Source organism: Afifella sp. YEN Y35 (assembly GCF_047553465.1).
Classification (GTDB): Bacteria; Pseudomonadota; Alphaproteobacteria; order Rhizobiales; family Afifellaceae; genus Afifella; species Afifella aestuarii.
Window position 1 is genome coordinate 1,634,590 of record NZ_CP180203.1, and the last position, 26,122, is coordinate 1,660,711.

Here is a 26,122-nt window from a genome sequence, read left to right on the forward strand (position 1 = left end):
GGCCGATCAGATGAGGGTCTTTTCCGCAGTCGCCTGCAGCATGATGTTGCCGAAGCCATCGACGGAGGCTGAAAAGCCTTCAGGAACACAGGTCGTGGTGTCGGACTGGATGACGATCGCGGGACCTTCGAAAGAATGTCCCGGAACGAGGTCGCTACGGAGGTAGAGGCCCGCCTGCACCTTCTTGTCGGCGAAGGTCGCTGGGACGTAGCGGGCGGGCTCCGCAGGCGCCGGAGAAACCGGCACGCTCTTCAGCTCGGGACGCGGGCCGGCGGCCGTCACGACGAGACGCAGATTGACGATGTTCACTTCGGCATCGGCGTCATGGAAGTCGTAGAGCTGCACATGGCGTGCGTGGAAGGCGTCGATGATCACCGTCACGTCCTCTCCCTCGAGCCAGTTCGCCTCGAGGTCGACTTCGATTTCGAAGGATTGGCCGGCGTAATTCATGTCGGCGGAGAGCAGGAACGTCGGCTCACCTTTGAATTTCTGCTCGTCGCGCAGCCATGCGAGGGCCTCGCTCTTCAGCTCGGCAAATCCTGCACGGATCGCTTCCATATTATCGGGCGCCACGGTCAGATAATGGCTTGCGATGAAATCGTTGCGGATGTCGGAGACAAGGCCGCCGAGCGCGCTGACGACACCGGGCGTCGTCGGCACGAGCACCTGGCGGATGCCAAGTTCGAGTGCCAGCATGGGCGCCAGCATCGGGCCCGCACCGCCGAAAGCGACGAGCGTGAAGCTTCGAACGTCGATGCCGTGACGGGCGATCAGCTTGTTGATCTCCAGATACATGCCGGAGATCGCGACGTTGATGATCGCCTGCGCCGTCGCTTCCAGGCTCCAGCCGAGCCTGTCCGCGATCGTGCCGACAGCCGCACGTGCCTTGTCCACGTCGATGGAGATGCTGCCATAGGCAAGGCTTTCATGACCGATGAGGCCGCAGACGGCGAAGGCGTCCGTGATCGTCGGCTTCGTGCCGCCGCGCCCGTAGCAGGCAGGTCCCGGATCGGAACCGGCGCTTTCGGGTCCAACCTTGAGAACGCCGAAATCATCGACCCAGGCGACGGAGCCGCCGCCCTCACCGATCGAGGACACCGCCACTGCCGGGACGTAGAGGGAATGTGGCCCCACCTTCTCGCCGGCAGCGAATTGCGGCTTGCCGTCGATGATCACCGCGACGTCGGCACTGGTGCCGCCGATATCGATGGTGAGCGCGTCCATGCAGCCGGCCCGGCTGGCGACGAAGGCACCGCCCATGACGCCCGAGGCCGTGCCGGAGAGGAGCATGCTGACGCAGTTCTCCTTGCCGAGCTCGGCGTTCATGATGCCGCCGTTCGACTTCGTCACCAGCGGTTCCGGCTCCACTGCATGCTCACGCAGAGCTTCTTGCAGCGAGGAGATGTAATGGGCGACGCGCGGATGGACGTAGCCATTGATGACGGCCGTCGTGGTGCGCTCATATTCGCGGATCACCGGCCAGATGTCGGTGGAAGCGAAGACGAAGAGCTCCGGCGCCACTTCGCGCACGATGCGCACCACTTCGCGTTCATGATCGGCGTTGCGGTACGCGTTGATGAGGGCGACGATGATGCCCTCCGCCCCTTTCTCTCGGGCGCGTTCAATGGCTGCGATGACGCTGTCGCGGTCGAGCGACCGCAAGACTTTTCCGTCGCTGCGCATGCGCTCGCGAATGGAGAAGACGAGGTCTTTCGCCACAAGGGGGTCCGGGCGTGAGGATTGGAGATTGTAGGTCTCCGGCATGCGCAGGCGCGCCAGCTCGAGAACGTCTTCGAAATTCTCGGTGGCGAAGAGCGCGAGCCGCGCGCCGACACCCTGGATCAGAGTATTCACGCCGACGGTCGTGCCGTGGACGAAGCTCGTGATCTCGGAGGGCTCGATGCCGTGGCGGCTTTGCGCGATCTTCAGCCCCTCCATCACCTCCGAGCCCGGCTTTGAAGGCGTGGTGAGGACTTTGAGGGTGAAAATGTCGTCCGTCTGCTCGTTGAAAAAGCAGAAATCGATGAAGGTCCCGCCGATATCGACACCGACTCGATAGCTCATCGTTACGTCTCCTTGTCGTCAAAGCCGCTCCCTTCGCCGCCCGCCCTTCGGCAGACCGGCGCTCTGGTCGGCATCCATCTCGAATTTCTGGGCTGGCGCGGTGTCAGTGATGCACTTGGACGTGCCTCATCATCTCCGCGACGCGTCCCTCGCCCGGCGGACCGTGCACGGCGCGCCAGATCGCCTCGGCATCCACGGCGATCGCCGAGCGCGCCGCGCAGGCGAGGAATTTCGTCTTGAGCGCGTCTTCGCTCAGAGGTCGCTGCGGATGGCCGCTCGGAACCGAGACGACGCGCTCACTCACACGGCCGCCTTTATGCGTCACCCGCACGCGCGCCCGCTCGGGCGTTTCGGAGACGGCACCCATCTCCGACAGCTCTTCGTCGCGCGTCACCTTCACCCGTTCGGCAAGGGCCAGGACATCGCTTCGTCGGATCGCCGCGGGCGTGAACGTCTCGGTATCGACCCGCCCGTCGATCAGGGCCGCCGCCGCGCAGTACGGCAGGCTGAAGCGCGCCTCGGCCACATTCTGTGGCAGCCGGTAGCGAAGATTGGTGGCCGCTGCGAGCGAGACGAAGGCCTCGACTTCGGCGACATCCCCGGCCTTCAGCGCCTCCTCCGCGCGTATGGCAAGAAGAGCGTCGATCGGGCGGTGGGTGCTACCGCAGCACGGGTAGAGCTTGCGCCAGGCGCCATACTCCGAAATCGCAGGCTCGCCGCCGAGTTTTTCGTCAATCACTCTGGTGCCCGGCGCCGCCTCGCCCGCCGTCATGGCGACGATCCCCCACGGCCCGTCGATGGCTTCCTCCGCCGCGGTCACGCCGCTTTGCGCCAGTCGTGCAGCGATAAGACCGTTTTTTGCGGCAAGCCCCGCATGAATGGGCTTTGCCATCGTGCCGAACTGCTGTTTGGAGCCTCCCGCCATGCTGGTTGCAAGGCTGATCGCCGAGGCCGTCTGGGCCGCATCGAGCCGGATCAGCCGGGCAGCGGCAGCAGCCGTCGCCGGGGCTCCGAGGGAGAGCGTGCTGTGCCAGCCCTTGTTGTAATGCGCGAGGTTCATCGCCTCGCCAAGACGCGCCATCACCTCGAAGCCGACGATGAAAGCATCGAGACATTCCGCCCAAGAAAGATCTTCCTCCTCGGCGAGCGCGAGGAGTGCCGCCGTCAGCGGCGCGCTCGGATGCGCCATCGCCGGATCGAGAACGTCATCGTAATCGAGCGCATGCGCGGCCGTTCCGTTGGCAAAGGCGGCAAAGGGAGGCGGCAAGCGCCTCGTTTCTCCGAGGACGGTCGCTTCGCCCGTTCCCCAGGCGGCAACCGTCGTCACGACCTTCTCGCTCGCCGGTTCGACACATCCGGCAAGCATGCAGCCGATCGTATCGATCAGGCAGAACCGCGCCTCCTTCAGGCAGGCAGCCGGCCAGTCTCGCGAGGTCTCCGCAGCCCATTCACCGAAGCGCGCCGTCGTCCTCACGAGACCGCCTCCTCCGCCCGCGAGACCTTTTCGGTCTGCCGCCAGCCTTCCGGGAAATGGCACGCCGCCTCCACACCCTCGACCGACCGCAATGCCGGCGGCTCGGAGGCGCATTTCGGCTGCGCGATCGGGCAGCGCGTATGGAAACGGCAACCGGCAGGCGGATTGGCCGGCGATGGCACGTCGCCTTCGAGCAGGAAACCCCGTCTGGACCGCGCCACATCCGGGTCGGCGATCGGGCTCGCCTGCAAAAGGGCGCGCGTGTAGGGATGCTGCGGACGGGTGAAAACCCTCTCCGTCGGCCCGCGCTCGACCACCTGCCCGAGATACATCACGGCAACGGATTCGCAGAGCGAACGGACGACGCTGAGATCGTGGGTGATGAAGATCGAGGCGAGATCGAGCTCTCGCGTCAGCTTGCGGAACAGCGTCAGGATCTGCGCCCGGATGGACACGTCGAGCGCGGACACCGCCTCGTCGGCGATGATGACCTTCGGCCGCGAGGCGATGGCCCGGGCGATGCAGATGCGTTGCCTCTGACCGCCGCTGAATTGATGCGGATAGCGCCCGAGATAGGCTTCGGCAGGCGACAGCCCGACGGCGTTGAGAAGACGGATGACTTCGGCTTTGAGCTCAGCGCGCGGGACGATCTTGTGGATGCGCAGGGGCTGCGCGATCGTCGAGAAGACCGTTTTGCGCGGGTTCAGAGAATCGAAGGGATCCTGGAAGACCATCTGCACGGAACGGCGGAAATTCTGGCGTTCCTGCGCATTGAAATTGCCGACGTTGCGCCCCGAATAGATGATGTCGCCAGCGGTCGGTTCGGTGAGGCCGACGAGCGTGCGCGCGATCGTCGACTTGCCGCAGCCGGATTCCCCCACGAGAGCGAGAAGCTCGCCCCGTTTCAATTCGAGGCTCACGCCATCGACGGCCCGCACGGGCAGGCTGCCGGCGCTGAAAAGTCCACCGCTCGTTTCGTAATGAACCTTGAGCTCGTGGATCGTCAGGAGAGCGTTGGTCATTGATGTGCCTCCTGCAGGTGGCAGCGCACCTTGGCGCGGCCCTCTCCTGCCCGATCGAGCCCGGGCATCGCCGATGGGCAGGGATCGAACGCGCGGGGACAGCGCGGATGGAAGCGACAGCCAGGCGGGGGCGCCAGAAGCTGCGGCGGCTGGCCCTCGATGACGGCGAAATCCTCGCTCACCCGATCCGGCCGCAGAGACGATTGCAGGAGCGCCTGCGTGTAGGGATGGCGCGGGTGCTGGAAAATCTCCCGCACTTTGGCATCTTCCACGACCTGCCCGGCATACATGACATAGACCCGGCTGCAATATTGCGCGACGAGGCCGAGGTCGTGGGTGATGAGCAGGACCGCCGTGCCGAGTTCATGGCGAAGATTGTCGATCAGCTCCATGATCTGCGCCTGGATGGTCACGTCGAGCGCCGTCGTCGGCTCATCGCAGATGAGGAGCGACGGCCGGCACGCGACGGCGATTGCGATCAAAACGCGCTGGCGCATGCCGCCGGAGAGCTGATGGGGGTAATTGTGCACGACGTTCTCGGCGTCGGCGATGCGCACGCGCCGCAAGGCCTCGAGCGCTTGCGCATCCGCCTCTGCCCGGCCTGCCCCAGTATGGAGCCTGACCGCTTCCGCGATCTGCTCGCCCACCTGCCGCAACGGATTGAGGAAGGTCAGCGGATCCTGAAAGATCATGCCGATCGTGCCGCCGCGGATCTGGCGCATGGCGCGTTCGGGCGCCGTCACCAGGTCTTTGCCCGCCACTCGGATGGAGCCGGACCGGAAGCGTGCATAAGGCGGCAGAAGGCGCATGATGGAAAGCGCGGTCATCGACTTGCCGCAGCCCGATTCACCTACGAGAGCGACCGCCTCTCCCTCGTCCACGCGGAGCGAGAGGTTTTCCACGGCACGGACCGTGCCGAGTTCGGTCTCCAGGTGCATGCTCAAATCATCGATGCGAAGGACGTCGGTCACGGCTTCACCTCGCTCGCGCACGGGGATTGAAAAGATCGTTGAGGCCATCGCCGACGAGATTGGCGGCGAGGACGGCGAAGAAGATCAGACTTCCCGGCAGCGCCGTGGCCCACCAGGCCGTGCGCATGATCTCCTGCGACTGATGCAACATCAGACCGAGGCTGATGCGGTTCGGATCACCGAGACCGAGATAGCTGAGCCCGGCTTCCAGGAGCATCGCCTGACCGACCTGAAGGGTGGCGTTGACGATGACAGGACCGAGCGCATTCGGAAGAATCTCGCCGAAGATGATGCTCGCGGTGCTCGCGCCCGCGATGCGGGCGGAGGAGACGTATTGCCGGTTCTTCAGGCTCATCACCTCGGCACGAATGACACGCGCGCTCTCCGGCCAGCTCAAGAGGCCGATGGCGATGACGATGTTGACGATGCTCGCCCCGAAGAAGGCGACGAGGAGGATCGCCAGGAAAAAGCGCGGGATGACCTGGAAGATCTCCGTCATGCGCATCAGGACGTCGTCGACGAAAGCGCCGAAATAGCCCGAGATGCAGCCGATCAGAATGGCGATCGTGCTCGACATGGCGGCCGCAACGAACCCGACGAAGAGGGATACGCCGACACCGAGACTCGCCCGGCTGAAGATATCGCGGCCGAGTTCGTCGGTTCCGAAAAGGTGGGTGAGTGACGGCGGTGCCATCGTCTCACCGACGCCGATGCTCAAGGGATCGTAGGGCGACAGAACCGGGCCGAGCACGGCCAGGAGCACGAGGAGAATGAGGACGGCCGTGCCCACCGCCGAGGCGCGGTTGCGGAAGAAGATGCGCAGACCGCTCGGCTGGGAGGCAACGTTGAAGCTGGATGTCTCGATCGTCATCGCCACCTCTCAGCGGTACAGAATGCGCGGATCAATGAGCGCATAGATGATATCGGTGAGAACGTTCGCGATGATCACGAAGAGCGAGATCACCACGAAGAGGCCGAGAAGCAGTGGGTAGTCGCGGGCGTTGATCGCCTCGTACATGAGGCGCCCGAGGCCCGGCCAGCCGAAGACCGTCTCCACGAGCACGGAGCCGGCGAGCATGAAGCCGAAATTGTAGCCGATGACGGTGATGACCGGCAGGATGGCATTGGGCAGGGCGTGCACGAAAAGAACCCGCCTTTCACCCGCGCCTTTGGACCGCGCCGTGGTGATGAAGTCCTGCACCAGCACGTCCATCATCTTGATGCGCGTCATGCGAAAGATGAGCGTCAGATGGTAGATGCCGTAGACCGTTGCCGGCAGCACCAGATGGTGGAGCACCGAGGCGATATAGCCCCAGCCGTGGCTCGGCGCGCGAAGCGACACCATGCCCTGAACCGGGAACCAGGGTAGTTTGAGTGCGAAGACGAGAAGCACGAGCTGGCCGAGCCAGAAGACCGGCATGGAGAAGCCGGCGAGCGCGAAAATCGTCGCCGCATTGTCGGTCCAGCCGAACGGACGGCGACCCGCGATGACGCCGAGACCGATCCCGAGCAGGCTGCTGATGACGAGGGCCGTGCCCATCAGGAGGAACGTCGCCGGCACCCGCTCGAAGATGAGACCGGAGACGTCCTGACGGAAACGGAAGGAATAGCCGAGATCGAAGGTGGCGATCTTGGCGATATAAGAGAGAAATTGCTGCGGCAGCGGCTCGTCGAGACCGAATTCCTCGCGCACCTGAGCGATGTATTCGGGCGTCGTCTCCATTTGACCGATCAGGGCATAGACGGGATCGCCGGGAGCTGCCTGGATCAGCGTGAAGTTGATGAGCACGATGACAACGATGATCGGCACCGCCTGCAGAAGGCGCCGCACGACATAGCGAGCATAGCGAAAGCGAATGCCGCGTTTGGCTCTCGCCTTCCCTGCCGCCGCGACGTCTGTCGCGACGGCTTCGCCGCCATTTGCTGTGGAGGTGGCCTCGACCATGATCCGCCCGCGCCTCAATCCTTGAACCAGGCGTTATGCCGGCTCTGGAAGTAACCGTAGGGGCCGGTCACCGCGTCCATCAGCCGGGCGTTGGCGAGATGCCCGTCGGGGAACTCGAAGACGGGGATCGCCGGCAGATCCTGCATCAGGATCTTCTGCGCCTCGTCCCAATTCTCCTTGCGCTTCTCGTCGCTCACCTCGGAAGCGTCCTCGTCGAAGATCCTGTCGAGCTCCGGGTTCGAGTAGCCCATGGCGTTGGTGAAGGGGGAATGGTTGATCTGCTTGGTGTGATAGCGGGTCACCACGCTGATCGCGGGATCGGGACCGGTGCTGTAAAGCTGCATCGCCGTATCGAAATCCCACTGATCGAAGACCTTCTCGATGAAGGTCGGCCGATCGTAGGTCTTCACATCCGCAGTGACGCCGACGTCGCGAAGCTGATCGCGGATGATCTCCGCCGACTTGCCGTCATAGGGACGACCCGCGGCCCAGAGGATGTTGATCGTGAAGCGGGTGCCGTTTTCACCGCGCGGATAACCCGCTTCATCAAGGAGCTGGTTCGCCTTTTCGACATCGCGGTCGTAGACGTCATAGCTGCCGTTGAAGGCCCACTTCAGATTGCTGTTGAGGAAGCTGTGGGCTGGCCGGCCGGCTCCGAAGAGCGCCTTTTCGGAGATCTCATTGACATCGATCGCATAGGAGAGCGCCTGCCGCACTTCCTTTTTGGCAAGAGGCCCTTTGCGGACGTTGAGAAGCCACATGCCCTGCACGGCAATCGCATCCGCGCCGGTCAGAAGCTTGAAGCGCGGATCCTTGGCAAGCCGCGCCACCTCGTTGTGCGGCACCGCCGTATAATCGATGAAATCGACCTCGCCGCGCTCGAAAGCGAGGATGCGAGTGTTCGGATCCGGGATAAACTGGAAGATCAGCCGATCAAGATAAGGCTTTCCTTCCATGAAGTAATCGTCGTTACGCTCGAGAACGACATGGCTTCCCTTCGACCATTCCACGAACTTGAAGGCGCCGCTGCCGATCGGGCGCTCGTTCGCCGGATTGGTCATCGGATCGGAGCCCTCGTAGATATGCTTCGGGAGGATCTCCGCGCCGCTCCGCAGCTGGTAGGCAAGAAGGGTGAGAAGCGGTGGAAATGGCTTCTTCAGCTTCATGACGAAGGTGTGCTCGTCTTCCGCGGTGGCCGATTCCACGTTTGGCCACCAGGAACCGCGGCTTGGATGGTACTTCGCGACGACGTCGTTGAAGGTGAAGGCGACATCCTCGGCCGTCACCGGCACGCCATCGTGAAAGCGCGCATTCGGATCGAGATGGAAGGTGTAAGTGAGGCCGTCTTCGGAGATCTCCCAGGAACGGGCGAGCTCGGGAACCGGCTCAAAATCTTCATTGAGCCCGACGAGGCCGCTGAAGATGTTGGCGGCGATGCTGTGCCCGCCGGTATCGGTGTGCAGAAAGCCGACGAGTGCGCTCGGCTCGCCGCTCAAGGCGATCACCATGGTGCCGCCGCGCTGTTGTGCAGCCGCCGGCGGCGTCGCCGCCACGAAAGCTGCGCAGAATGCACCGGCCGCGAGGGCCAGCATCCTCATCCATTTCATCGATCGTTCCCCTTTTTCTTGCTCGTGAGGAGATCTCACCGGGCGCCGCCCGAAGAGGGCGCTGCGGGCGAGGTTTTCGCGGGACCGTTGCCCGCGAACCTTTGGATCGAGAAAGGCTCGATCGGAACGTTCGTGTCGCCGGTCGCGGCGAGATCGGCGAGGACCGATCCGACGCCTGGACCGAGCTGAAAACCGTGACCGCTGAAGCCGAAAGCGTGCAGAAGGCCTGGAACTTTTGCGCTCCAGCCGAGCGCCGGCAGCTTGTCCGGGAGGTAGCCTTCGACGCCGCTCCAAGTGCGCACCACCTGAACGCCGGCCATGGAGGGGAGAAATCTCGTAAGCGAACGCAGCTGTGCGAGGAGATGTGCGGGACGCGGCCGTGGCCTCGGATCGGCGAGATCGACCGCAACATGAGCACCGCCTCCGAAGACGACGCTGCCGCGCTTCACCTGGCGCATGTAGAAACTGGAATCGCCCGTCCCGAGCACGGGCGAGACGAAGTAGGGAAGCGATTCCGTCACGCCCATCTGCGGGCCACGGGCTTCCATCGGGACGGATTCGCCAAAGCCGGCCGCGAAGCGATTGCTCCATGCCCCGGCGCTGTTGATGAGGATCGGGGCGCGCAGAATGCGTCCATCCGCCGTCTCGATAATGAAACCGTCACTTTGACGCGTGGCGCCGATCACTTCGCATTGCTCGAGGACATGCGCGCCCGCCCGCCGTGCCGCCCGCCCGAATGCGGGTGCAGCGAGCCGTGGATTGGCGTGTCCGTCCTCTGGCGAGAACGAGGCGCCGACGGCACCGGGCCCGAGAAACGGATAGTCCGCACGCAGCCGATTCACACCGACGAGCGTCAGCGACAGGCCCCAGTTTCGCGCCTCCGCGTTATAGGTCTCGAGGGCTGCAAGCGATTCCTCGTCGAAGGCGATCTTGAGATGACCCGTCGGCAGGAATTCGCAATCCTCGCCGATCAAGGCCGGCAGCCTGCCCCAGATGTCACGGGCATGGTGCGCGAGCGGCAGTTGGATGAAGGGACGCCCCTGGCGCCGCACATTGCCGAAATTGACGCCGCTCGCCTGAGCGCCGACGCGACCACGCTCCACAAGCGCCACGGAGGCTTTGTAGCGTGTCGCCAGAAAGAAGGCTGCGGACGCGCCCATCAGCCCGCCACCGACGATGACCACGTCGTATTTCGTCGCGTCCGTCATTCGCCGGCCTCCGTCTGAACGGCGGCGGGCAGCGGCTTCACCGGCGCCTGTCCGCGCAGGCGGCCGACGGAAGCGAGTTCGACACCGAGCGTTTGCGCGGCGACACGCGCGGCCGAAGCACCGCACATGCGCCCCTGGCAGCGCCCCATGCCGACACGGCAGAACGCCTTTGCACGATTGACCTCGTCAGCGCCCTTGTCCCGCAAGGTGGCGCGGAACGCGCCGACCGAGACCTCCTCGCATCGGCACAGGATCGTCTCATCGGCCAGGTTCTCGTAGAGATGCTCGGGAAACGGGAAAGCATCACGCAGCGCCGACGCGAAGGCCGAACCTCGCCGCATGGCCTGGAGCGCCTGATCGCGCACGGCGGCATCACATGGCAGGCCCTGATCCTCGAGGCAGGCGAGCGCGGCAAGCGTGCCGGTCGCCTCGGCCGTATCGGCGCCGCGCACCGAGGCGCCATCTCCAGCGAGATAGACGCCAGCCACCGAGGAACGCCCCATCTCGTCCTGGCGCGGAAGCCATTGCCCGGCGCGGGCATCGAAAGCGAAATCGCAGCCGAGAAGATCGGCAAGCTGCGTCTCCGACTGGACATGATAGCCGGTCGCGACCGCATCGCAGGCAAAGGTCCGCTCGCGGCCCGTGCGGTCGCGCAAAACAAGGCGCGCGACACGCCCCTCGCCTTCTGCGCGCACCGGCGCCGCGCCATGCAGCATGGGAACGCCGTGTGCCGCCAGCCAGGCGAAATAGTAGAGCCCCTTCGCCGTGTTGGCGGGGTTTGCCGCCATTCTCGGCAGACTCGCAAGCTCACGCGAGAGCGGCGTCGTATCGAAGATGCCGGCGAGTTTGCCGCCGGCACGGCGATACTGGTAGGCGACGAGATAAAGGAGCGGTCCGGACCCGACGAGCGCCACGTTCCGGCCGATCAGGCAGGCCTGGTATTTGAGAGCGATCTGGGCGCCGCCTAAGGTATAGACACCGGGCATCGTCCAACCCTCGAAGGGAACGATGCGGTCGACGGCGCCGGTGGCGAGGATGAGGGCGTCGAAACCGACGACGTCTTGGCGGCCATCGCGGTCGGCAAGGTGCAGATTGCGGCCCTCCGTGCCCCAGACCATCGTCCCCGGACGATAGTCGACCTTGTCTTGAAGACGGTCGAAGGTTTCGTGCAGACGGGCGGCTTTGTCGGCCTCGAACCCGTAGAGCTTCTTCAAGGGGCGGCTGAAACCTGGCGGCTGGCGGCGATAGATCTGGCCGCCGCTCCTCGGTGCTTCATCAACGACCACCGGTCGCAATCCGGCGGCGACCAGCGTTTCCGCCGCCCGCGTTCCGGCCGGCCCCGCACCAATGACGACGACCCGAGACGAGCTCATTCCGGACGCGCTCCGTTGAAAGGCGAACGCGTCCGCAACCGCATATCCGGCTCGATCATCGTGGAGCAGGCACGGACTCTTTTGCCGTCTTCAGTCCAAATCCAGCAATCCTGACAGGCCCCCATCAGGCAGAAGCCCGCTCGCGGTTGTTGCAGGATCTCGCTGCGACGCACTTCGTGATCATGGGTCAGGAGAGCCGTCAGTACGGTGTCCCCAGACAGCGCCGTCGCTGGGTGTCCGTTCACAAAGAAGGGCACGATCTCACGTTTCTGTTCGGCGACACGAAGAAAGAGCGACTGTTCGTCCATGACATGCAAAACCGCTGCGTCTCGTTGTCGCGATTGAAGAGCGAGATACAGACGAGATCAAATTCCGATGTGTCGACAAACAATAGCCTGCGGCTATAGGCTGGCAGAACAAAGCCGGGCCGGAGACCCATGAACGCGCGCCAGCTCGAGATTTTTCGCACGATCATGCAGACAGGCAGCGTCACCGACGCGGCCAAGCTTCTCAACGTGTCGCAGCCGACCGTGAGCAAGATCCTCCATCATATGGAGGATCAACTCGGTCTCCGGCTCTTTCGGCGAATCCGCGGCCGCCTTCATCCAACACCGCAGGCGGAGATGCTCTTCCCGGACGCCGACCGCGTTTTTCGAGATCTCGGAGCGTTGCGGCTTCTTGCGGAGGAGTTGCGCGCCGGCTCGGGCGGCGTGCTGCGCATCGCCGCCTCCTCCTCGCTCGCCGCCGCGATCGTGCCGCGCGCGATCGCATCGTTTCGTGCGGCAAATCCGCGGGTCAAGATCGTCTCGCATCTCCTGCCGGGAGCCGAGACCGCGGAGATGGTGCGTTCACATCAGGTCGATCTCGGCCTCTGCCTGTCACCGCAGGATCTTCACACGCTCACCATGCGGAGCCTCGGTCAGGTGGAGATGATCTGCATCTTCCCGCGTGGACACCGGCTCTCGGCCCTCAGCCACGTCACGCCGCCGGACCTCACCGACGAGACGTTCATTTCTTTCAACTCGTTGAACCATTTCGGCGCGCTCCTCGACGAAGCCTTCCTGCAGTACGACGAGACCCGACGTGTCGACATCCAGGCGACGATGTCGATCGTTGCGGCCGTTCAGGTGGCCCAGGGGTCGGGGGTCGCCATCGTCGACCGCTTCGCCATGCTGATGGCACCGGAAAACGTCGACTGGCGACCGTTCCGGCCCCTCCTCTCTCTGCCCATCAATCTGCTTCTGTCAGAAACGCTTCCGTGGTCGCGCTTCCGCAACAGCATGATCGAGCATCTGCAGAAGGCGGTGGAAGAGTATCTGGAAGGCTGACGACCGGCCCGGCCCATCTGGCCCGGGCGAAGCCATCTCCAGAGACTGCCGCATCCCCTGCGAGCCTCACGCCGGTTTGGGTCTCCAGCGGTTGGCGTGCCGCTCGAGTGGCTGCACCACGGCGAGTTCGATCAGGAGCATGACGCAGACGAAAACGAGCGTGTAAGCGAGGATGGCGCGCACGTCGAAGACCTGGAAGTACAGGTGGATCTGGAAGCCGATGCCATTGGAGCGGCCGAGAAGCTCGACGACGAGGACGATTTTCCAGATCAACGCCAGACCGGAGCGGCTCGCCGCGGCGACATAGGGCTGCAGTTGCGGCAGGATGACATGGCGCAGCGTCTTCATGCGCCCAAAACCGTAGACGCGCGCCATTTCCAGGAGCTGCGTGTCGAGCGCCCTCGCCCCTTCGCGAATGGTGACGGTGGCGTTCGGGATCTTGTTGAGCGCGACCGCCAGGATCGCCGCACTCTCGTTGAGGCCGATCCAGATATAGGCAAGCACGATGACGATCAGCGCCGGCGCGTTGAGGAAAAGAATGAGCCATGGCTCGCCGAGATCGTTGGCGATCCGGCTGCGTCCCATCATGAGGCCGGTCGCCAGACCGATCGACATGGCGATTGCGAAGGCCGCGATCACCCTGAGAAGCGTGATCGCGAGATGATAGGGCAATTCGCCCGAGACGATCTCCTCCGCCGCAAAAGCGAAGACGCCGGCAGGTCCCGGACAAAGGCGCGGACCAAAAACGTAGGAGGCGGTGGTCCAGACGGCGAAAAAGGCTGCGATCGAGATCGCCCGCAGCCCGACCGGCCCTGCGAGGAAGGACCTCATGCGCCGCTCCTGTCATTGTGGGTCGAGCGATTAAGCCGGCTCGTTCACTCCAGCGCAAGGCTCGGAAAGCGTCGGGCAAGATCGACGAGAAGGCTTCCGAGCGCTGCGCCGATGCGATCGGCGCGGGGGATTGAGATCTCGGCCGTTCCGGCGACATGTGCGGGCGACGGCGAGAGGACGATCAGCCGGTCGGCGAGCCTCGCCGCCTCGCGAATGTTGTGGGTGACCATGAGCACCGTGACAGGCCGGGATTGCCAAAGCTGCAGAAGCAGGTGGCGAAGCCGGTTCGCCGTCATCTCGTCGAGGGATACGAAAGGCTCGTCGAGGAGCAGAACCTCCGGCTCCACGGAGAAAGCGCGCGCCAGCGCCACGCGGCGCGCCATGCCGAGCGACAGCTCGGAGGGAAAAGCATTGCGAACATGCGTGAGCTCGACGGCGTCGAGCACCGGCATCAGATCCTTCTCCGCCATCTCCGGCGGCAGAGCGAGACGGATATTTTCCTCCACGCTGCGCCAGGGCAGAAGCCGCGGCTCCTGGAAGACGGCGGCGGACCGCGCGCGCATGAGCGCTGAAGAAACCGCACCGGAGAAGTCGCCATCGAGGCCGAGCATGATCTTCAGCGTCGTCGTCTTACCGCATCCCGACGGGCCGAGAAGGCAGGTGAAGGTCTGCGGCTCCAGCGCGAAGGACAGGTCGCGGATGACCTCCACCTCTCCACCGTTCGCACGTTTGAAGCGCTTGGCCGCGATGTGAACGGAAAAGGCGTCACGTTGCGCGTTGGCCGCAAGCAGCGGATTGAACGGCGCATGCAAGGCGGCATGGAAGGGCAGCACCGTTGCGCCGACACGCGCATCTTGCGGGGGGATTGGCCCGTCAGCGGTCACTGGGCATCCTTCAGAGCCGACCAGAAGGTGCCGGGCGACAAGGTCGTCGCCGGCCCGACCAGCTTCTCGCCGCCGATCGCTGCGAGCCTCAGATAGATTTTCTTGGTATCGGCCTCTTCCTCGGCAATCGGCCGGCTCGGAATGCCCTCGCGGTAGCGCCGGACGAGATTGTGGAAGACGGCGTCGTTTTCCGCATTCATGCTCGGGCGGAGCTTGTCCCAGGCAGCATCCGAGGAGGCGAGAAGCTCCTTCGCCTCGCGCGAGGCGGCCACAAAGCCGAGCATCGTGTCCTTGTGCTCGGCCGCCCACTCCTCATTGAAGACATAGCCGATCGCCGAGATCGGTCCCGTCGCACCGAGGGCTGTCGCAGCGTCCTGACCGCTCAGGAGCTCACGGTAGCCTTCCGTCTCCAAGCGCGCGTTGTAATGCCAGAAATTCGACGCGGCAGCGAGTTCGCCATCCTTCAGCTTCTCCGCGAGGAACGGCGGCGCAGCGTACGCAGGCTCTGTCTCCTCGGCGAGATCGAAACCGTATCTGTCCTCCGCGACGGCGCGGTACATGAGCCAGTTCTTATCGAGCGGGCCTCCGGCGACGCCGACACGACTTCCCCTCAAGTCTGCCAGTGTCTTCGCAATGCTGTCATCCGGGACCATGATGGCGCCGACCGAAGTCGAATAAGGCACGAAGGTCAGCGGGATGCCCTCCGCCCGCTGGCGGGAGACGAAGAGCCAGTCGCTGACGATGACATCGATCTCGCCGGCATTGATGCCGATGCGGCCGGCATCGCTGCCGGCAAGCACCACCGGTTCCAGCCTGAACCCATGCTTCTCGTCGAAGCCATTGTTCGTAATGGTGTCGATTTCCCAGTTGACGGTCCCAAACTTCAAGACGCCAACGCGCACGATTTCTTCCGCGCCTGCCTCCCCCGTTTGGGGGATGGCAAGACATAAGACGGACGACACCGAGAGCGCCAAGACTAGATGGCGCATCATTTCCTCCCAATCGCAGCCGTTTTTCCCGCCGCAGACATGCGGGAGCGGATTTTTCTATGAATTTAGCAGTATCTTTGCCGCTGCCAAGCTGTTGTCGCGCCCGGCCGAAGTGATCGGCATCTTTATGCCTCCGCAGGCCGAGCCCGCATCTCCATCCCTTGCGCCGGCTTGTAGCCCCAGATCGCAAGAACGAGAAAAACCGCAAGGCAGCCGAGAACGACCATCAGCGAGACAGGTGCGAGCTTGCCGTAGAGCGCGAACCGCACGAGTTCGACCGCATGCGTGAAGGGGTTCGCCATGGAGATCCTGTAGAGCGCGACGCTCGCCTCGCGCATATGCCAGAGCGGGTAGAGAGCCGAAGACAGGAAGAAGGCCGGGAAGATGACGAAGTTCATCACGCCGGCGAAATTCTCCAGCTGCTTGACGGTGGAGGAGATGAACATGCCGACAGCGCCCAGCATCAGCCCGCTCACGACAAGCGCCGGCAGGATGAAAACGTAGCCGAGAGGAGCGAATTCGATGCCAAAGAGCCAGGCGATCACAAGGAACGTATAGACCTGAAGGAGCGAGACGGCGGTCCCGGCCGTCAGTTTCGCCACCAGAAGAAACCAGCGCGGCAGCGGCGTCGTCAGGAGCACGCGCATCGAACCCATCTCCCGGTCGTAGACCATCGACAGCGATGATTGCATGCCGTTGAAGAGCTGGATCATGCCAATGAGCCCCGGCACGATGTAGACCTCGTAGGTGATGTAGGTCTCGTAGGGCGGGATGATCGAGATGCCGAGGACGGCGCGGAAGCCGGCGGCGAAGACGATCAGCCAGACGAGCGGCCGCACCAGCGCCGCGAGGAAGCGTTCGCGCTGATAGAGAAAGCGCATGATCTCGCGCCAGACGATCGCCGTGAAGGCGCGCGCATAGAGGCTCACGCCCTGCCTCCCACCGAGCTTTCCCACGCCGGCATCGTCAGCATGGTGAAGGCAGCATCGAGAGAGCCGGCGCCGGACCGCGCGATGATATCGGCCGCCGTGCCGCGCGCCACCACCCTGCCCGCGTGGAGAATGACGAGCGCATCCTCATCCTGGATCTCGTCGATCAGATGCGTCGCCCACAAAATGCCGACGTCACGCTCGCCCGCCAGCGCATGCACATGGCGCACGATCGCCTTCCGCGAAGGCGCATCGAGCCCGACCGTCGGTTCGTCGAGCAGAAGAAGCTCCGGATCATGCAGGAGCGCGCGGGCGATCTCCACACGGCGCCGATGCCCCCCGTTGAGCGAGCGCACCGTCTCTCGGGCCCGCTCGGCCATGTCAAAGCGGGCGAGTTCGCGGTCGATCCGCCGGCCCGCCTCTTTCCCGGAAAGGCCCCGGAGCCGCGCGAAATAAGCAAGATTCTGACGCACCGTGAGATCGAGATCGAGCGTCGGCTGCTGAAAGACGATGCCAAGCGGCGCAAGCGCTGCCGCGCCCGTCTCTCGCGTGTCACGGCCAGCGATCAGGATGCGCCCCTGCGACGTCGCAAGCAGCCTTGTGATCAGCGAGAAAAGCGTCGTCTTGCCGGCACCGTTGGGACCGAGGAGCGCCGTAAATCGTCCCTTTTCCACGGCGAAGCCGACATCATCGAGCACCGGCTTGTCGCGGTAGGAGAAGGAGAGATGCTCCAGAAGAAGGGCCTGCCGCTCGGCCTTTACGGGCACCTCGCCGAGAAGGTCGCTTTGAGCCGAGACCGCCCGCAGGACCACCATCGCTTAGATCTTCTCTTCCCTGTCGTTCACCCAGGCGCAATGGAAACCGGCAATGCGCCATTTCGGATGCTCGCCCGCCCATTGCGCCATGGTCGGCATCGCCTCCCAGAGGCAGGCCTTCAGCGGCCCGCTCGATTGGTAGTAGAGGTGCTCTTCGTGGCAGCTATTGGGGCTGTTCACCAGACACACGGCGAGGACCAGATCGACGACATCCATGTCATCTCCTCTCGTACCGGTGCCCCCCGGGAAAGGTCCTCGGATCCGTCCTGCGACGGTCACTTCGGCCCATGCAGATAAACGCCGCTGATGCGACGCGCGGTTGTAAATATGGCGGGATGGGTCCGCGGTAAGACCAGCGTGCACCGATCCTGTCCCGATGATCGCCGTCATTCTGGCAGGTCCTTCGGAAGGATGCGGTTCGCCAGGAGCCAGTCGAGCCCCTTCTGCCAGGAACGGTCGGTGTTGGATCGGATATCGGCGTTGAAACCGGCGATGATCCTGCCCGTCTTCACGTCGCGCACGGCAATCGAGATGTTCAGGATCAGCTCCGACATTTTGTGAATGACGGGAACCATGGAGAGATCGGCGCCGAGGCTCTCCGCAAAACTGCGATCACAGTTTCCGCAGGCCTGCAGCCGCGTCTCAGCAACCCTTTCGCGAACCGGTGCGATATCGACGATCTTGAATGTCTGGTCGGCGTCGAGCGCCGCGCGCAGCCGATCGGAAAGCATCACGAGCCTTTGCTTTTCGGCTGCGTTCGGGGGGGCGCTGGTCGTGGTGTTGATCAGCTCGAAATCGAAGACTGCGATCTTCAGCGGCGCGGCCTCTGCCGAGAGACCGGCAAGAGCGAAGACGATACAGAGAGCCAGGTGGGACAGCCTCATGGGAGACACCCGGCATTTCTGGCGGAAGGTGGCGATGGTTCGCGCGGCACCGTCCGGGCGGCACCTGTGCCGCCCGCGGACAGCTTGTAACCGAAGCCGCGCACCGTCTGGATCAGCGGTTCCGCCTCTCCCTCGTCGATCTTGCGCCGCAGGTAGCGGATATAGACGTCGACCGTCTTCGTCCCCGGTTCGAAGCTGTAGCCCCACACATTGGCGAGAAGACGTGTGCGGCTCACCACCTTGCCGGCATGCCGCATGAGATAGTGGAGGAGCGCGAATTCGCGCGCCGTCAGCGCGATGTCTCGCCCCCCGCGACGCACAGAATGGCCGGATGGGTCGAGTGTCAGGTCGCCGACGACGAGCGGCCCCTCCTCGTCGAGATGCGGCCCGCGGCGCAAGAGAGCCTGCAGACGCACAACAAGTTCGTCGAAGGCAAAGGGCTTGGTGAGATAATCATCGGCGCCACTCGAAAATCCGTCGACCTTATCCTTCAAGCTGTCCTTCGCCGTCAGCATCAGGATCATGCTGCGCAGGCCGAGTTTTCGGAGCTCTCGGCAGACTTCGATGCCATCGACACCCGGCAGCATGCGGTCGAGGATGATGAGCGGATAGACCGCCTCGGCGGCGAGCGCCAAGGCTTCCCGGCCGTTTTCGGCGAGATCGACGACATAGCCTTCCGCTTTCAGCCCCCGGCGCACGAAACCCGAGATGCGCGGATCGTCTTCCACCAGGAGAAGCCTCGTCATGATCTCCGCTCCCCGTTCCATCCGTTCATCGGCCCGTATCCCTCACGCATGTCGATCATTCTGCCGCCGGCAGATAGGCCGGCTCCCACTCGCCCGTCTCCCGGGCCTCAATCAGGCGCGAGGAAGCCGTGCCGTCGCGTTCGATCGCGGCTGCCGGCAGGCGCAGCACGGCCTTGATTCTGTCTGAGCCGTATCGATCGAGAGAGATCGTGCCGCCGTGCTTCTCCACCAGCCACCTTGCGATCGCGAGGCCGAGACCGCTGCCGGCGGAACCGGCCATCGCCGCATCGCGCCCGCGATAGAAGCGGTCGAAGAGCCGCGGCAGCTCCTCCTCGGCGATCGGACCGCTGCGATTGACGACGGCGAGTTCGAGCGCGCCGTCGCTGCAGCCAAGGCTGAGGTGGACCGTTTCTCCCTGCTTTGAGTACTTCACGGCATTGTCGAGCAGGATCATCAACACCTGCTTCAACCGCTGCCGGTCGCCGATGACGATCGGCGCGGCCGTCATCTCCGAAGCGATCCGAATGGCCCGCGGCCGCGCAAGGCTCACCGCCTCCCGCACGACGGCTTCAACGACATCCTTCATGTCGACCTGGTCAGAGGCGAGAGCCAGTTCGTCTGTTTCAGAGCGCGCAAGCACCATCAGGTCCTCGACGAGCCGCCCCATCGCCTCTGCCTCTTCGACGACGCGCTGAAGCGTCTCCCGGCAATCGGCGAGCCGCAGAGATTTTGTCCGCAAGGTCACCTCGGCCTCCCCGCGCAGAACGGTCAGAGGGGCCCTCAATTCGTGGCTCACATCGGCAAGGAAGCGAACCCGCGACCGGTCGCGTTCGCAGAGGGCGGCATTCGCCTCTTCGAGCTCTCGCGTGCGCGATGCAACCTCCGCCTCGAGACCCGTCCGCGCCCTCAGAAGCTCTGCCCGCTGCTTCTCGATACGGGCCGCCATCGCATCGAAACGGCGGGCGAAAACGCCGATCTCATCATCGCCGAGCGGCCCGAGCCGGAACGAGAGCTCGCCGCGTCCGATCTCTTCGGCCCCCGCACTCAGCCGCCCGATCGGCCGCACCAGCGATCGATGCAGCACGTAGCCGGCGATCAACGCCCCCGCCAGAAGCACCGCAGAGACAAGCGCGATCCCCCAGCCGAGCCGGACGAGAAGCGCACGAGCCTCGCGGTCGGCCGTCTCGATCTCGGCGATCTCGTCCGCCATCGCCACATCGATGAGGGCGGAGAATTCCTCATCGTCCCGGCGATCGATCGCACGGAAGAAAACCTGCGCCGCGGCCTCCCCCTGCCCCAACTTCTGCATCGCGAGAAGCGCTTCGCCGCGACGGTTCATGTCGTCATAGAGGCTTTTCAGGCGCGCGATCCGCGTCGCCTCCTCCGTCTGGCCACTGGCGTCTCCACGTCTGTCGAGGAAGGCCGTCTCCTCGCGCGTCGCTTCCGACAAGATTTCGAAGGCGGCGCCGATGCTGGTTTGAAGGCGCACCACTTCGCCGAGCCCCGGTTTTCCAGTCATCAGCAACGCGGCGAGCGCCTTGGAGTAATGATCGACGTCGCGCGCCAGAGCGGTGACGGCAGCAAGCTGACGGTGGGCGAGCGCCCCGCGTGTAAGGTAGAAGTGAAAAGCCTGAATCGCCAGAAACGCCCCGACGATGAGGACGACGACACAGGCCCCGACGATCATCTGAAACGCCAGGATGCGCGTGCGGATCGTCATCGGCGGAAATATCCGCATGCCGGCCCTCTGTCCGGAGGCACGAAAGTGTCGCCTCCTCCCTTTCGCGCTTTTTATTTGCTCTTTTTCACGAGCCTTCGTCGCGCCGGATGAATGTTACCCGTTCAATTCTTCCCGGCAAGTGCACAAACATATCTTTCTCAGTCTCGGCATGCGGGCAGGACGCCAAAAAGAGGATGCGTGGAGTTCTCACCGTATTCTAACCTTCGCTTAATTCCTCTCTAACGCGAGATGACGTGAGGTAGAGACATGGCAAACGGGCGTTTCATGCGGATCGACATTGCGCGCAATCTCCTCGCGATCGTTTTTTCCGTTGCGTTCGCGCTCGTCGTCGGCAGCGCCAGCCCCGGCGTGGCACAGGATGGTAAGGGCAAGGTCATGATCGGCTACCTGCGTAGCCCCTTGCCGGACTGGCTTCCCATTTCTTTGAGCGAGCGGCCGCGCGAGGATGACGGCATCGCCGGCGCACGCCTCGCGATTACGGACAACAACACGACCGGCCGCTTCACCGGCCAGGAATACGAACTTGAGGATGCCACTGCGAGCGACCAGCAGCAGGCACTGGACGCCCTCAGCGAGATGAGCGCTGGGGGCGTCCGTTTTGTCGTGGCGGACCTTCCTGCCGACACGCTTCTTGCCGTCACCGATGAGGCCGCGAAGCGGGATACGCTCGTCTTCAATATCGGCGCCGCCGACGACCGGCTGCGCGAATCCGATTGCCGGGCCAATCTCATTCATGTGACGCCGAGCCGGGCGATGCTCGCCGACGCGCTCGTGCAATATCTCGTCACCAAGAAATGGACGCGGCTGTTCCTCCTCGTCGGCTCGCATTCAGCCGATCAGGATTATGCCGCCGCGGTGGAACGGGCCGCGAAACGCTTCGGCGCCAGAATCGTGGAAAAGCGCGTCTTCACCGACACCGGCGGCGCCCGCACCACCGATTCCGGCCTCGTTCAGGTCGACGCGCAGATGGCCGTCTTCACCCAGTCGGCACCTGATCACGACGTGGTCGTCGTCGCCGACGAGAGCGAGATATTTGGGCCCTATGTCCCCTACCACACCTGGGATCCAAGGCCGGTCGCCGGGACCTCCGGGCTGAGGCCGACGAGCTGGTCGCCGGCTCACGACCAATGGGCTGGAATCCAGATCCAGAACCGCTTCGTCGCTGCCTACGACCGACAAATGACAGCAAAGGATATGGACGCCTGGACGGCCGTCCGGATGATCGGCGAGGCGGCGACGCGCGCATCCAGTAGCGATGCCGCGACGATGGCCGATTTCATCAAGGGACCGAAGTTCGAGGTGGCAGCCTTCAAGGGACAGAAGCTGACGTTGCGCGACTGGAACTGGCAGCTCCGGCAACCGATCCTGCTCGCCGACGGGCGCATGGTCGTCTCCGTCTCGCCACAGGACGGTTTCCTGCACCAGACCTCGACACTCGACACACTCGGCTACGACCGACCCGAGAGCGAGTGCCGACTATGACGCAGGACATTCGGAAAAGAGAGCGCAAGACGCTCTTCCGTCTCGTTGGGGTGATGCTCGCTGCAACGGCGCTGTCGCTGCCGGCGCCCGCCTTCGCCTACAAGATTTTCGTCTCCAACGAGGGCGACAACACCATGACGGTGCTCGACAGCGCCTCCATGGAGGTGATCGAGACCGTGCCGGTCGGCCAGCGTCCGCGCGGCATCACCATCACCAACGACGGCAAATACGTGCTTCTCTGCGCGAGTGACGACGACACCGTTCAAATGATCGATTCCGAGACCTATGAGGTCGTTGCCACGCTTCCCTCCGGCCCGGATCCCGAGCTTTTTGCCCTCGATCCGGAGGGGCGCCTTCTCTACATCGCCAACGAGGACGACAACCTCGTGACCGTCGTCGACGTCGAAGACCGCTCGCTCGTCAGCGAGATCCCGGTCGGCGTGGAGCCGGAAGGCATGGGCGTGTCACCGGACGGATCGGTGATCGTCAACACGTCGGAAACGACGAGCATGGCGCATTTCATCGACGCCAAAACGCACGACATCACCGACAACGTGCTCGTCGATTCCCGGCCTCGCTTCGCTGAGTTCAAACACGACGGCTCGGAGGTCTGGGTCTCCGCCGAGATCGGCGGGACGGTCAACGTGATCGACACGGCTGCCCATGAAGTGACCCACAAGATCACCTTCGAAATCCCAGGCCTGCGGCCCGAAGCAATCCAGCCTGTCGGGGTGCGCATCACCAGCGACGACAAGACCGCCTTCGTCGCTCTCGGCCCGGCGAACCGCGTCGCCATCGTCAATGCCGAAACCTATGAGGTCGAGGAGTACCTTCTCGTCGGGCAGCGGGTCTGGCAGCTCGCCTTCTCGCCGGATGAAAGCCTTCTCTTCTCGACGAATGGAATCTCCAACGACATTTCCGTCATCGATGTGGCCGATCGCAAGGTGATCAAGAGCGTTCAGGTCGGGCGGCTGCCCTGGGGGGTGGTGACGACGCCGGAATAGGCGGTCGCCGGCTGGGAAACGCCAAGACACAGCGACACAAACGGAACGGAACGACACGGTCGAAAAGCGCCAGGGCGAAAACGAGGGGAGGAAGAACCATGCAGATGAAGAGGAGCGCAGGACTTGCCATTCTGGCGGCGGCCGCAGCTTGCGCGCTGACGCCCGTGGGCGCCTATGCCCAGTCTGGGCTCTTGACCCGGCCGATCGCCGTTGGGCCGATCACGCTGTCCTCGGGCAAGCCGCTGGTCGAGGCGCCGATCGAGCTTGAATCCGGCAAGCAGTACAAGCTGACGATCGAGGCCGACGGAACGGCCGAACTCGCCGTGCATGGCGCCGATTTCTTCCGCAATGTCTGGGTGAACGAAATCGTCATCAACGACATCGAAATCCGCCCGCTTGGCGTCGATTCGATCGAGTTCGACGCTGCGGGCGAAGTGGAAATGACCTTCGTGCCGATCCGGCCCGGCCGGTTCGAATTGCGGATTCCCAACACCACCGGGGAGACCCAGGGCGCACAGATCCTGGTCAAATGAGGGGTGGGGGCGGGGGCCGGCGGCATCGCCCTGATGGGCTTGCGGCCGGCCCCATCGACGCGCATTCTGGTTGCATGGTCGTCTCCGGATGCCGCCTCCTGATCGTCGTCGCTGCAATGCTCGCTCCGACGGGGCTCGCTCCGACGGGGCTCGCTCTGACGGGACTCGCTCTGACGGGCGCGCCTGCGATCGCCCAGCCGCGCAAAGATCCCGACTGGCCGTGCATTCAGCCGGAAGTGCCGACGCTCTCGGTCGTGCAGGTATGGACCGGCCCCTCGGTCGATGAGGCGATGACGGCGTGGCGCGACGACGAGGAAATCGCAGGGCTGGCTCGGCGGCTCTCCGCCCGCCGCATGCCAATCGAGGACGCGGAGGATGCAGTCCGGGACTTTTCAGCTCGGCTCGATCCATCCCGGAAAGAGGAGCGTCTGACCCAACTCTTCGCCGGGATTTTCACGACCCTGAACGCAGAGCGCAGCGAGGTGATGAACGGCATCAAGCATTATGCGCGGCGGCAGAAGGCAATGGCGGAGGAAATCCGCATGCAGCAATCGCGCCTGAGCGACCTCCGTCAGGCCTCGCCCAATTCTCCGCAAGCTCAGGAGCTCAAAACCGACCTTCTCGTGCAGGTCCGCATCTTCGACGACCGGCGACATTCCCTCACCTATGTCTGCGAAGTGCCGTCACTGATCGAACAACGGCTCTTCGCGCTCGCAAGGGTGATACAGGCCGAGCTGTAGGATTGAGCGGGACGCACGCCATGCCCCGGCGCCCTCCCCATCCGAAGCCCCCCACATCGAGGGAAGGTGCTCCGGCTGAAAGCAGCAGCCGGAGCGCATCGGATCAATGCGTGATCGGGTTTTCGTGCGCATCGAGAATGGGCACGCCATAGTCGAGCAGGATTGCGTCGATCGCGTCCTGGTTCTCTCTGATGAGCCGATTGAGCGTGCGTTTGAACTCTTGATCGGTCGGCCTGACGCCCATGGTGATGCGGTAGACCATGCGCGAGCCGCCCTCCTCGTTCAAAAGCGGGGTCACCTTGAGAGGCGGATCGGACTGGCTCGCAAACCAGCCGGCGAGCGGTCCCCAGAGCGCCGCCACGTCGATCTCGCCCTTCTTCAGGTCGGCGATCATCGCCTCGGCGCTCGTCCCCCGCCGCGTGTCGACCATCAGCTGATAGGGCTTCGCCTTCTTGAGCAGCCCGTAAATGGCCATGTTGGCCGCCGGCGGTGTGCGCGCGACGACACCGATGCGCTTGTCCTTGAGGCGAGGATCGGCGAGCGTCGCAACGTCTCCGACGTCGGAGCCCGGCATGGTCACCAGCGCATAGGCGGTCTGATAATAGGCGTTGGTGTTTTGCACCAATTCATCGCCCTGCGCGTAGCTCATGATGACGTCGCATTCATACGCGCCGAGCGTATGGCGGACGAAGCCCATCACTTCAGGAAAGTAGGTATAGGCGACCGTCTTCCCGAGCTTTTCAGCGAAGAGCTCGGCCAGCTTCTGCTCGTAGCCCTCCTCCTCCTGATTGGAGAAAGGCATGTTGCTCGGATCGGCGCAGACGCGGAAGACGTTCGGATCGACGAGCTCGATGGCCTCGCCGAGGCCGGTCGTCTGAGCCAGGCTCGGCCAGGGCGTCGCGAAGACCCCGAGGATCGCGGTCGAGATCGCGATCGCCCAGCGGATGCGGGTAAGAGGCGGCATCATGTGCCGAGACAATCGTTTTCCGCCTTCATGAAGGAATCCGGCTTCTTTTCCTTCTTGGGCGGCCGGCCGCGCGGCAGATCTCCCTGCGCACGCGCCCTCAGATAAATGTAGATGTCGTCGATGTAGCACATGACGTTCGGATTGGTGCCGAAGGACGGCATGACGTTCTTCTGCGAGCTCGACACGTTCTCGCGTCCGCCCGCGACGACGGCGAGGAAATTCGCGTAATCGAGATGTTCGAGCGAGTGGGCGAGCGCCGGCGCATAGCTCGAGCCGAGACCGTCGGGGCCATGGCACACATGGCAGGCGGCGTGATAGCGGCGATAACCGGAGAACGTGTACCAGTCGACTCGCCCATTCTCGAACTTGAAGGTGGGGGTCCCGTCGGCGTCGAAATACTTTCCGTCCCGCTCCTCCGCGATTGTGGGATCTCCCGGAGTATTGTTCTGCGCGACGGCGACAGAAGCTGGCAATCCGGCGACGACAGCAAAGACGAGCGCAAACATGCTGCGAGCGAGCATCGTAACTCCTGACTGATTGATGAGGGCATCGGTGGAGAGCCCGGCCAAAGGCCGGGCTCCCGCT

At 63.9% G+C, this 26,122-nt stretch carries 26 protein-coding genes; 5 read left to right on the plus strand and 21 right to left on the minus strand.

What is annotated here, in order from left to right; genetic code table 11:
* Window positions 1-6 precede the first annotated feature (6 nt).
* From ACK8CP_RS07785 to ACK8CP_RS07830, 10 genes are all read right to left on the minus strand, one after another.
* Window positions 7-2,064 carry a hydantoinase/oxoprolinase family protein gene (locus ACK8CP_RS07785; RefSeq protein WP_414833879.1) on the minus strand — a complete coding sequence of 686 codons (2,058 nt, stop codon included), beginning with the start codon at window positions 2,062-2,064 and terminating at the stop codon, window positions 7-9.
* A gap of 103 nt (window positions 2,065-2,167) precedes the next feature.
* Window positions 2,168-3,538 carry an MmgE/PrpD family protein gene (locus tag ACK8CP_RS07790; RefSeq protein ID WP_414833880.1) on the minus strand — a complete coding sequence of 457 codons (1,371 nt, stop codon included), beginning with the start codon at window positions 3,536-3,538 and terminating at the stop codon, window positions 2,168-2,170.
* Window positions 3,535-4,560 carry an ABC transporter ATP-binding protein gene (locus tag ACK8CP_RS07795; protein ID WP_414833881.1) on the minus strand — a complete coding sequence of 342 codons (1,026 nt, stop codon included), beginning with the start codon at window positions 4,558-4,560 and terminating at the stop codon, window positions 3,535-3,537. Before ACK8CP_RS07795 ends, ACK8CP_RS07790 begins: the two co-directional genes overlap by 4 nt.
* Entirely contained in the window at window positions 4,557-5,531 is a 975-nt protein-coding gene (locus tag ACK8CP_RS07800) for an ABC transporter ATP-binding protein (protein ID WP_234627591.1), read from the minus strand. The genes ACK8CP_RS07795 and ACK8CP_RS07800 overlap by 4 nt, the downstream gene beginning before the upstream one ends.
* A 4-nt stretch (window positions 5,532-5,535) precedes the next feature.
* A complete protein-coding gene (locus tag ACK8CP_RS07805) occupies window positions 5,536-6,402 on the minus strand; it encodes an ABC transporter permease (RefSeq protein WP_234627590.1) in 867 nt (288 codons plus the stop codon).
* Window positions 6,403-6,411: 9 nt separating this feature from the next.
* Window positions 6,412-7,476: an ABC transporter permease gene (locus ACK8CP_RS07810; RefSeq protein ID WP_414833882.1), complete on the minus strand. Its 1,065-nt coding sequence runs from the start codon at window positions 7,474-7,476 to the stop codon at window positions 6,412-6,414.
* A gap of 14 nt (window positions 7,477-7,490) precedes the next feature.
* Window positions 7,491-9,083, minus strand: a complete 1,593-nt coding sequence (locus ACK8CP_RS07815) for an ABC transporter substrate-binding protein (RefSeq protein ID WP_414833883.1) — start codon at window positions 9,081-9,083, stop codon at window positions 7,491-7,493.
* 35 nt (window positions 9,084-9,118) lie between these two features.
* Window positions 9,119-10,291, minus strand: a complete 1,173-nt coding sequence (locus ACK8CP_RS07820) for an NAD(P)/FAD-dependent oxidoreductase (protein ID WP_414833884.1) — start codon at window positions 10,289-10,291, stop codon at window positions 9,119-9,121.
* Complete coding sequence (locus tag ACK8CP_RS07825) at window positions 10,288-11,664, minus strand: FAD-dependent oxidoreductase (protein ID WP_414833885.1); 1,377 nt, start codon at window positions 11,662-11,664, stop codon at window positions 10,288-10,290. Before ACK8CP_RS07825 ends, ACK8CP_RS07820 begins: the two co-directional genes overlap by 4 nt.
* Window positions 11,661-11,972, minus strand: coding sequence for a (2Fe-2S)-binding protein (locus ACK8CP_RS07830; RefSeq protein ID WP_234627585.1), 312 nt, complete (start codon window positions 11,970-11,972; stop codon window positions 11,661-11,663). The genes ACK8CP_RS07825 and ACK8CP_RS07830 overlap by 4 nt, the downstream gene beginning before the upstream one ends.
* Before the next feature lie 129 nt (window positions 11,973-12,101).
* Here ACK8CP_RS07830 and ACK8CP_RS07835 point away from each other — a divergent pair, with 129 nt between their 5' ends.
* The gene (locus ACK8CP_RS07835; RefSeq protein WP_234627583.1) at window positions 12,102-12,992 is read left to right on the plus strand and encodes a LysR family transcriptional regulator; all 891 of its coding nucleotides are present in this window, start codon (window positions 12,102-12,104) and stop codon (window positions 12,990-12,992) included.
* 66 nt (window positions 12,993-13,058) lie between these two features.
* Here ACK8CP_RS07835 and ACK8CP_RS07840 read toward each other — a convergent pair whose 3' ends face one another.
* The 9 genes from ACK8CP_RS07840 to ACK8CP_RS07880 form a co-directional block, all read right to left on the minus strand.
* Window positions 13,059-13,823, minus strand: a complete 765-nt coding sequence (locus ACK8CP_RS07840; protein ID WP_414833886.1) for an ABC transporter permease — start codon at window positions 13,821-13,823, stop codon at window positions 13,059-13,061.
* A 44-nt stretch (window positions 13,824-13,867) separates the two neighbouring features.
* Window positions 13,868-14,707 carry an ABC transporter ATP-binding protein gene (locus ACK8CP_RS07845; RefSeq protein WP_414833887.1) on the minus strand — a complete coding sequence of 280 codons (840 nt, stop codon included), beginning with the start codon at window positions 14,705-14,707 and terminating at the stop codon, window positions 13,868-13,870.
* Complete coding sequence (locus tag ACK8CP_RS07850; RefSeq protein ID WP_414833888.1) at window positions 14,704-15,699, minus strand: ABC transporter substrate-binding protein; 996 nt, start codon at window positions 15,697-15,699, stop codon at window positions 14,704-14,706. Before ACK8CP_RS07850 ends, ACK8CP_RS07845 begins: the two co-directional genes overlap by 4 nt.
* A 122-nt stretch (window positions 15,700-15,821) precedes the next feature.
* Window positions 15,822-16,577, minus strand: coding sequence for an ABC transporter permease (locus ACK8CP_RS07855; RefSeq protein ID WP_234629294.1), 756 nt, complete (start codon window positions 16,575-16,577; stop codon window positions 15,822-15,824).
* 44 nt (window positions 16,578-16,621) lie between these two features.
* Window positions 16,622-17,440 (minus strand): ATP-binding cassette domain-containing protein, encoded by an 819-nt coding sequence (locus ACK8CP_RS07860; RefSeq protein WP_414833889.1) that lies wholly within the window; start codon window positions 17,438-17,440, stop codon window positions 16,622-16,624.
* A 3-nt stretch (window positions 17,441-17,443) separates the two neighbouring features.
* Window positions 17,444-17,656 (minus strand): hypothetical protein, encoded by a 213-nt coding sequence (locus ACK8CP_RS07865; protein WP_234627578.1) that lies wholly within the window; start codon window positions 17,654-17,656, stop codon window positions 17,444-17,446.
* A 170-nt stretch (window positions 17,657-17,826) separates the two neighbouring features.
* Window positions 17,827-18,324 carry a DUF3280 domain-containing protein gene (locus ACK8CP_RS07870; protein WP_414833890.1) on the minus strand — a complete coding sequence of 166 codons (498 nt, stop codon included), beginning with the start codon at window positions 18,322-18,324 and terminating at the stop codon, window positions 17,827-17,829.
* A complete protein-coding gene (locus tag ACK8CP_RS07875; protein WP_414833891.1) occupies window positions 18,321-19,070 on the minus strand; it encodes a response regulator transcription factor in 750 nt (249 codons plus the stop codon). Before ACK8CP_RS07875 ends, ACK8CP_RS07870 begins: the two co-directional genes overlap by 4 nt.
* Window positions 19,071-19,125: 55 nt before the next feature.
* Entirely contained in the window at window positions 19,126-20,808 is a 1,683-nt protein-coding gene (locus ACK8CP_RS07880; protein WP_414833892.1) for a sensor histidine kinase, read from the minus strand.
* A gap of 267 nt (window positions 20,809-21,075) precedes the next feature.
* Between ACK8CP_RS07880 and ACK8CP_RS07885 the strand changes: the two genes are divergently transcribed.
* The 4 genes from ACK8CP_RS07885 to ACK8CP_RS07900 all read left to right on the plus strand — a co-directional run bounded on the left by ACK8CP_RS07885 (window position 21,076) and on the right by ACK8CP_RS07900 (window position 24,570).
* A complete protein-coding gene (locus ACK8CP_RS07885; RefSeq protein ID WP_414833893.1) occupies window positions 21,076-22,293 on the plus strand; it encodes an ABC transporter substrate-binding protein in 1,218 nt (405 codons plus the stop codon).
* A complete protein-coding gene (locus ACK8CP_RS07890) occupies window positions 22,290-23,297 on the plus strand; it encodes a YVTN family beta-propeller repeat protein (RefSeq protein ID WP_414833894.1) in 1,008 nt (335 codons plus the stop codon). The genes ACK8CP_RS07885 and ACK8CP_RS07890 overlap by 4 nt, the downstream gene beginning before the upstream one ends.
* A gap of 98 nt (window positions 23,298-23,395) precedes the next feature.
* Window positions 23,396-23,830, plus strand: a complete 435-nt coding sequence (locus tag ACK8CP_RS07895) for a hypothetical protein (RefSeq protein WP_261212503.1) — start codon at window positions 23,396-23,398, stop codon at window positions 23,828-23,830.
* A gap of 74 nt (window positions 23,831-23,904) precedes the next feature.
* Window positions 23,905-24,570, plus strand: coding sequence for a hypothetical protein (locus ACK8CP_RS07900; protein WP_414833895.1), 666 nt, complete (start codon window positions 23,905-23,907; stop codon window positions 24,568-24,570).
* 103 nt (window positions 24,571-24,673) lie between these two features.
* Here the strand turns inward: ACK8CP_RS07900 and ACK8CP_RS07905 are convergent, their stop codons facing one another.
* On the minus strand, window positions 24,674-25,537 hold the full coding sequence (locus ACK8CP_RS07905) for a substrate-binding domain-containing protein (protein WP_414833896.1): 864 nt from the start codon (window positions 25,535-25,537) through the stop codon (window positions 24,674-24,676).
* Window positions 25,534-26,058 (minus strand): c-type cytochrome, methanol metabolism-related, encoded by a 525-nt coding sequence (locus ACK8CP_RS07910; RefSeq protein ID WP_414833897.1) that lies wholly within the window; start codon window positions 26,056-26,058, stop codon window positions 25,534-25,536. The genes ACK8CP_RS07905 and ACK8CP_RS07910 overlap by 4 nt, the downstream gene beginning before the upstream one ends.
* Window positions 26,059-26,122 lie beyond the last annotated feature (64 nt).

Coding starts and splice junctions, on each gene's coding strand:
- ACK8CP_RS07785 (WP_414833879.1), bottom strand. CDS start 2,064: ATGAGCTATCGAGTCGGTGTCGATATCGGCGGGACCTTCATCGATTTC.
- ACK8CP_RS07795 (WP_414833881.1), bottom strand. CDS start 4,560: ATGACCAACGCTCTCCTGACGATCCACGAGCTCAAGGTTCATTACGAA.
- ACK8CP_RS07805 (WP_234627590.1), bottom strand. CDS start 6,402: ATGACGATCGAGACATCCAGCTTCAACGTTGCCTCCCAGCCGAGCGGT.
- ACK8CP_RS07810 (WP_414833882.1), bottom strand. CDS start 7,476: ATGGTCGAGGCCACCTCCACAGCAAATGGCGGCGAAGCCGTCGCGACA.
- ACK8CP_RS07815 (WP_414833883.1), bottom strand. CDS start 9,083: ATGAAATGGATGAGGATGCTGGCCCTCGCGGCCGGTGCATTCTGCGCA.
- ACK8CP_RS07820 (WP_414833884.1), bottom strand. CDS start 10,291: ATGACGGACGCGACGAAATACGACGTGGTCATCGTCGGTGGCGGGCTG.
- ACK8CP_RS07825 (WP_414833885.1), bottom strand. CDS start 11,664: ATGAGCTCGTCTCGGGTCGTCGTCATTGGTGCGGGGCCGGCCGGAACG.
- ACK8CP_RS07830 (WP_234627585.1), bottom strand. CDS start 11,972: ATGGACGAACAGTCGCTCTTTCTTCGTGTCGCCGAACAGAAACGTGAG.
- ACK8CP_RS07835 (WP_234627583.1), top strand. CDS start 12,102: ATGAACGCGCGCCAGCTCGAGATTTTTCGCACGATCATGCAGACAGGC.
- ACK8CP_RS07840 (WP_414833886.1), bottom strand. CDS start 13,823: ATGAGGTCCTTCCTCGCAGGGCCGGTCGGGCTGCGGGCGATCTCGATC.
- ACK8CP_RS07850 (WP_414833888.1), bottom strand. CDS start 15,699: ATGATGCGCCATCTAGTCTTGGCGCTCTCGGTGTCGTCCGTCTTATGT.
- ACK8CP_RS07855 (WP_234629294.1), bottom strand. CDS start 16,577: ATGCGCTTTCTCTATCAGCGCGAACGCTTCCTCGCGGCGCTGGTGCGG.
- ACK8CP_RS07860 (WP_414833889.1), bottom strand. CDS start 17,440: ATGGTGGTCCTGCGGGCGGTCTCGGCTCAAAGCGACCTTCTCGGCGAG.
- ACK8CP_RS07865 (WP_234627578.1), bottom strand. CDS start 17,656: ATGGATGTCGTCGATCTGGTCCTCGCCGTGTGTCTGGTGAACAGCCCC.
- ACK8CP_RS07870 (WP_414833890.1), bottom strand. CDS start 18,324: ATGAGGCTGTCCCACCTGGCTCTCTGTATCGTCTTCGCTCTTGCCGGT.
- ACK8CP_RS07875 (WP_414833891.1), bottom strand. CDS start 19,070: ATGACGAGGCTTCTCCTGGTGGAAGACGATCCGCGCATCTCGGGTTTC.
- ACK8CP_RS07880 (WP_414833892.1), bottom strand. CDS start 20,808: ATGCGGATATTTCCGCCGATGACGATCCGCACGCGCATCCTGGCGTTT.
- ACK8CP_RS07885 (WP_414833893.1), top strand. CDS start 21,076: ATGCGGATCGACATTGCGCGCAATCTCCTCGCGATCGTTTTTTCCGTT.
- ACK8CP_RS07890 (WP_414833894.1), top strand. CDS start 22,290: ATGACGCAGGACATTCGGAAAAGAGAGCGCAAGACGCTCTTCCGTCTC.
- ACK8CP_RS07895 (WP_261212503.1), top strand. CDS start 23,396: ATGCAGATGAAGAGGAGCGCAGGACTTGCCATTCTGGCGGCGGCCGCA.
- ACK8CP_RS07900 (WP_414833895.1), top strand. CDS start 23,905: ATGGTCGTCTCCGGATGCCGCCTCCTGATCGTCGTCGCTGCAATGCTC.
- ACK8CP_RS07905 (WP_414833896.1), bottom strand. CDS start 25,537: ATGATGCCGCCTCTTACCCGCATCCGCTGGGCGATCGCGATCTCGACC.
- ACK8CP_RS07910 (WP_414833897.1), bottom strand. CDS start 26,058: ATGCTCGCTCGCAGCATGTTTGCGCTCGTCTTTGCTGTCGTCGCCGGA.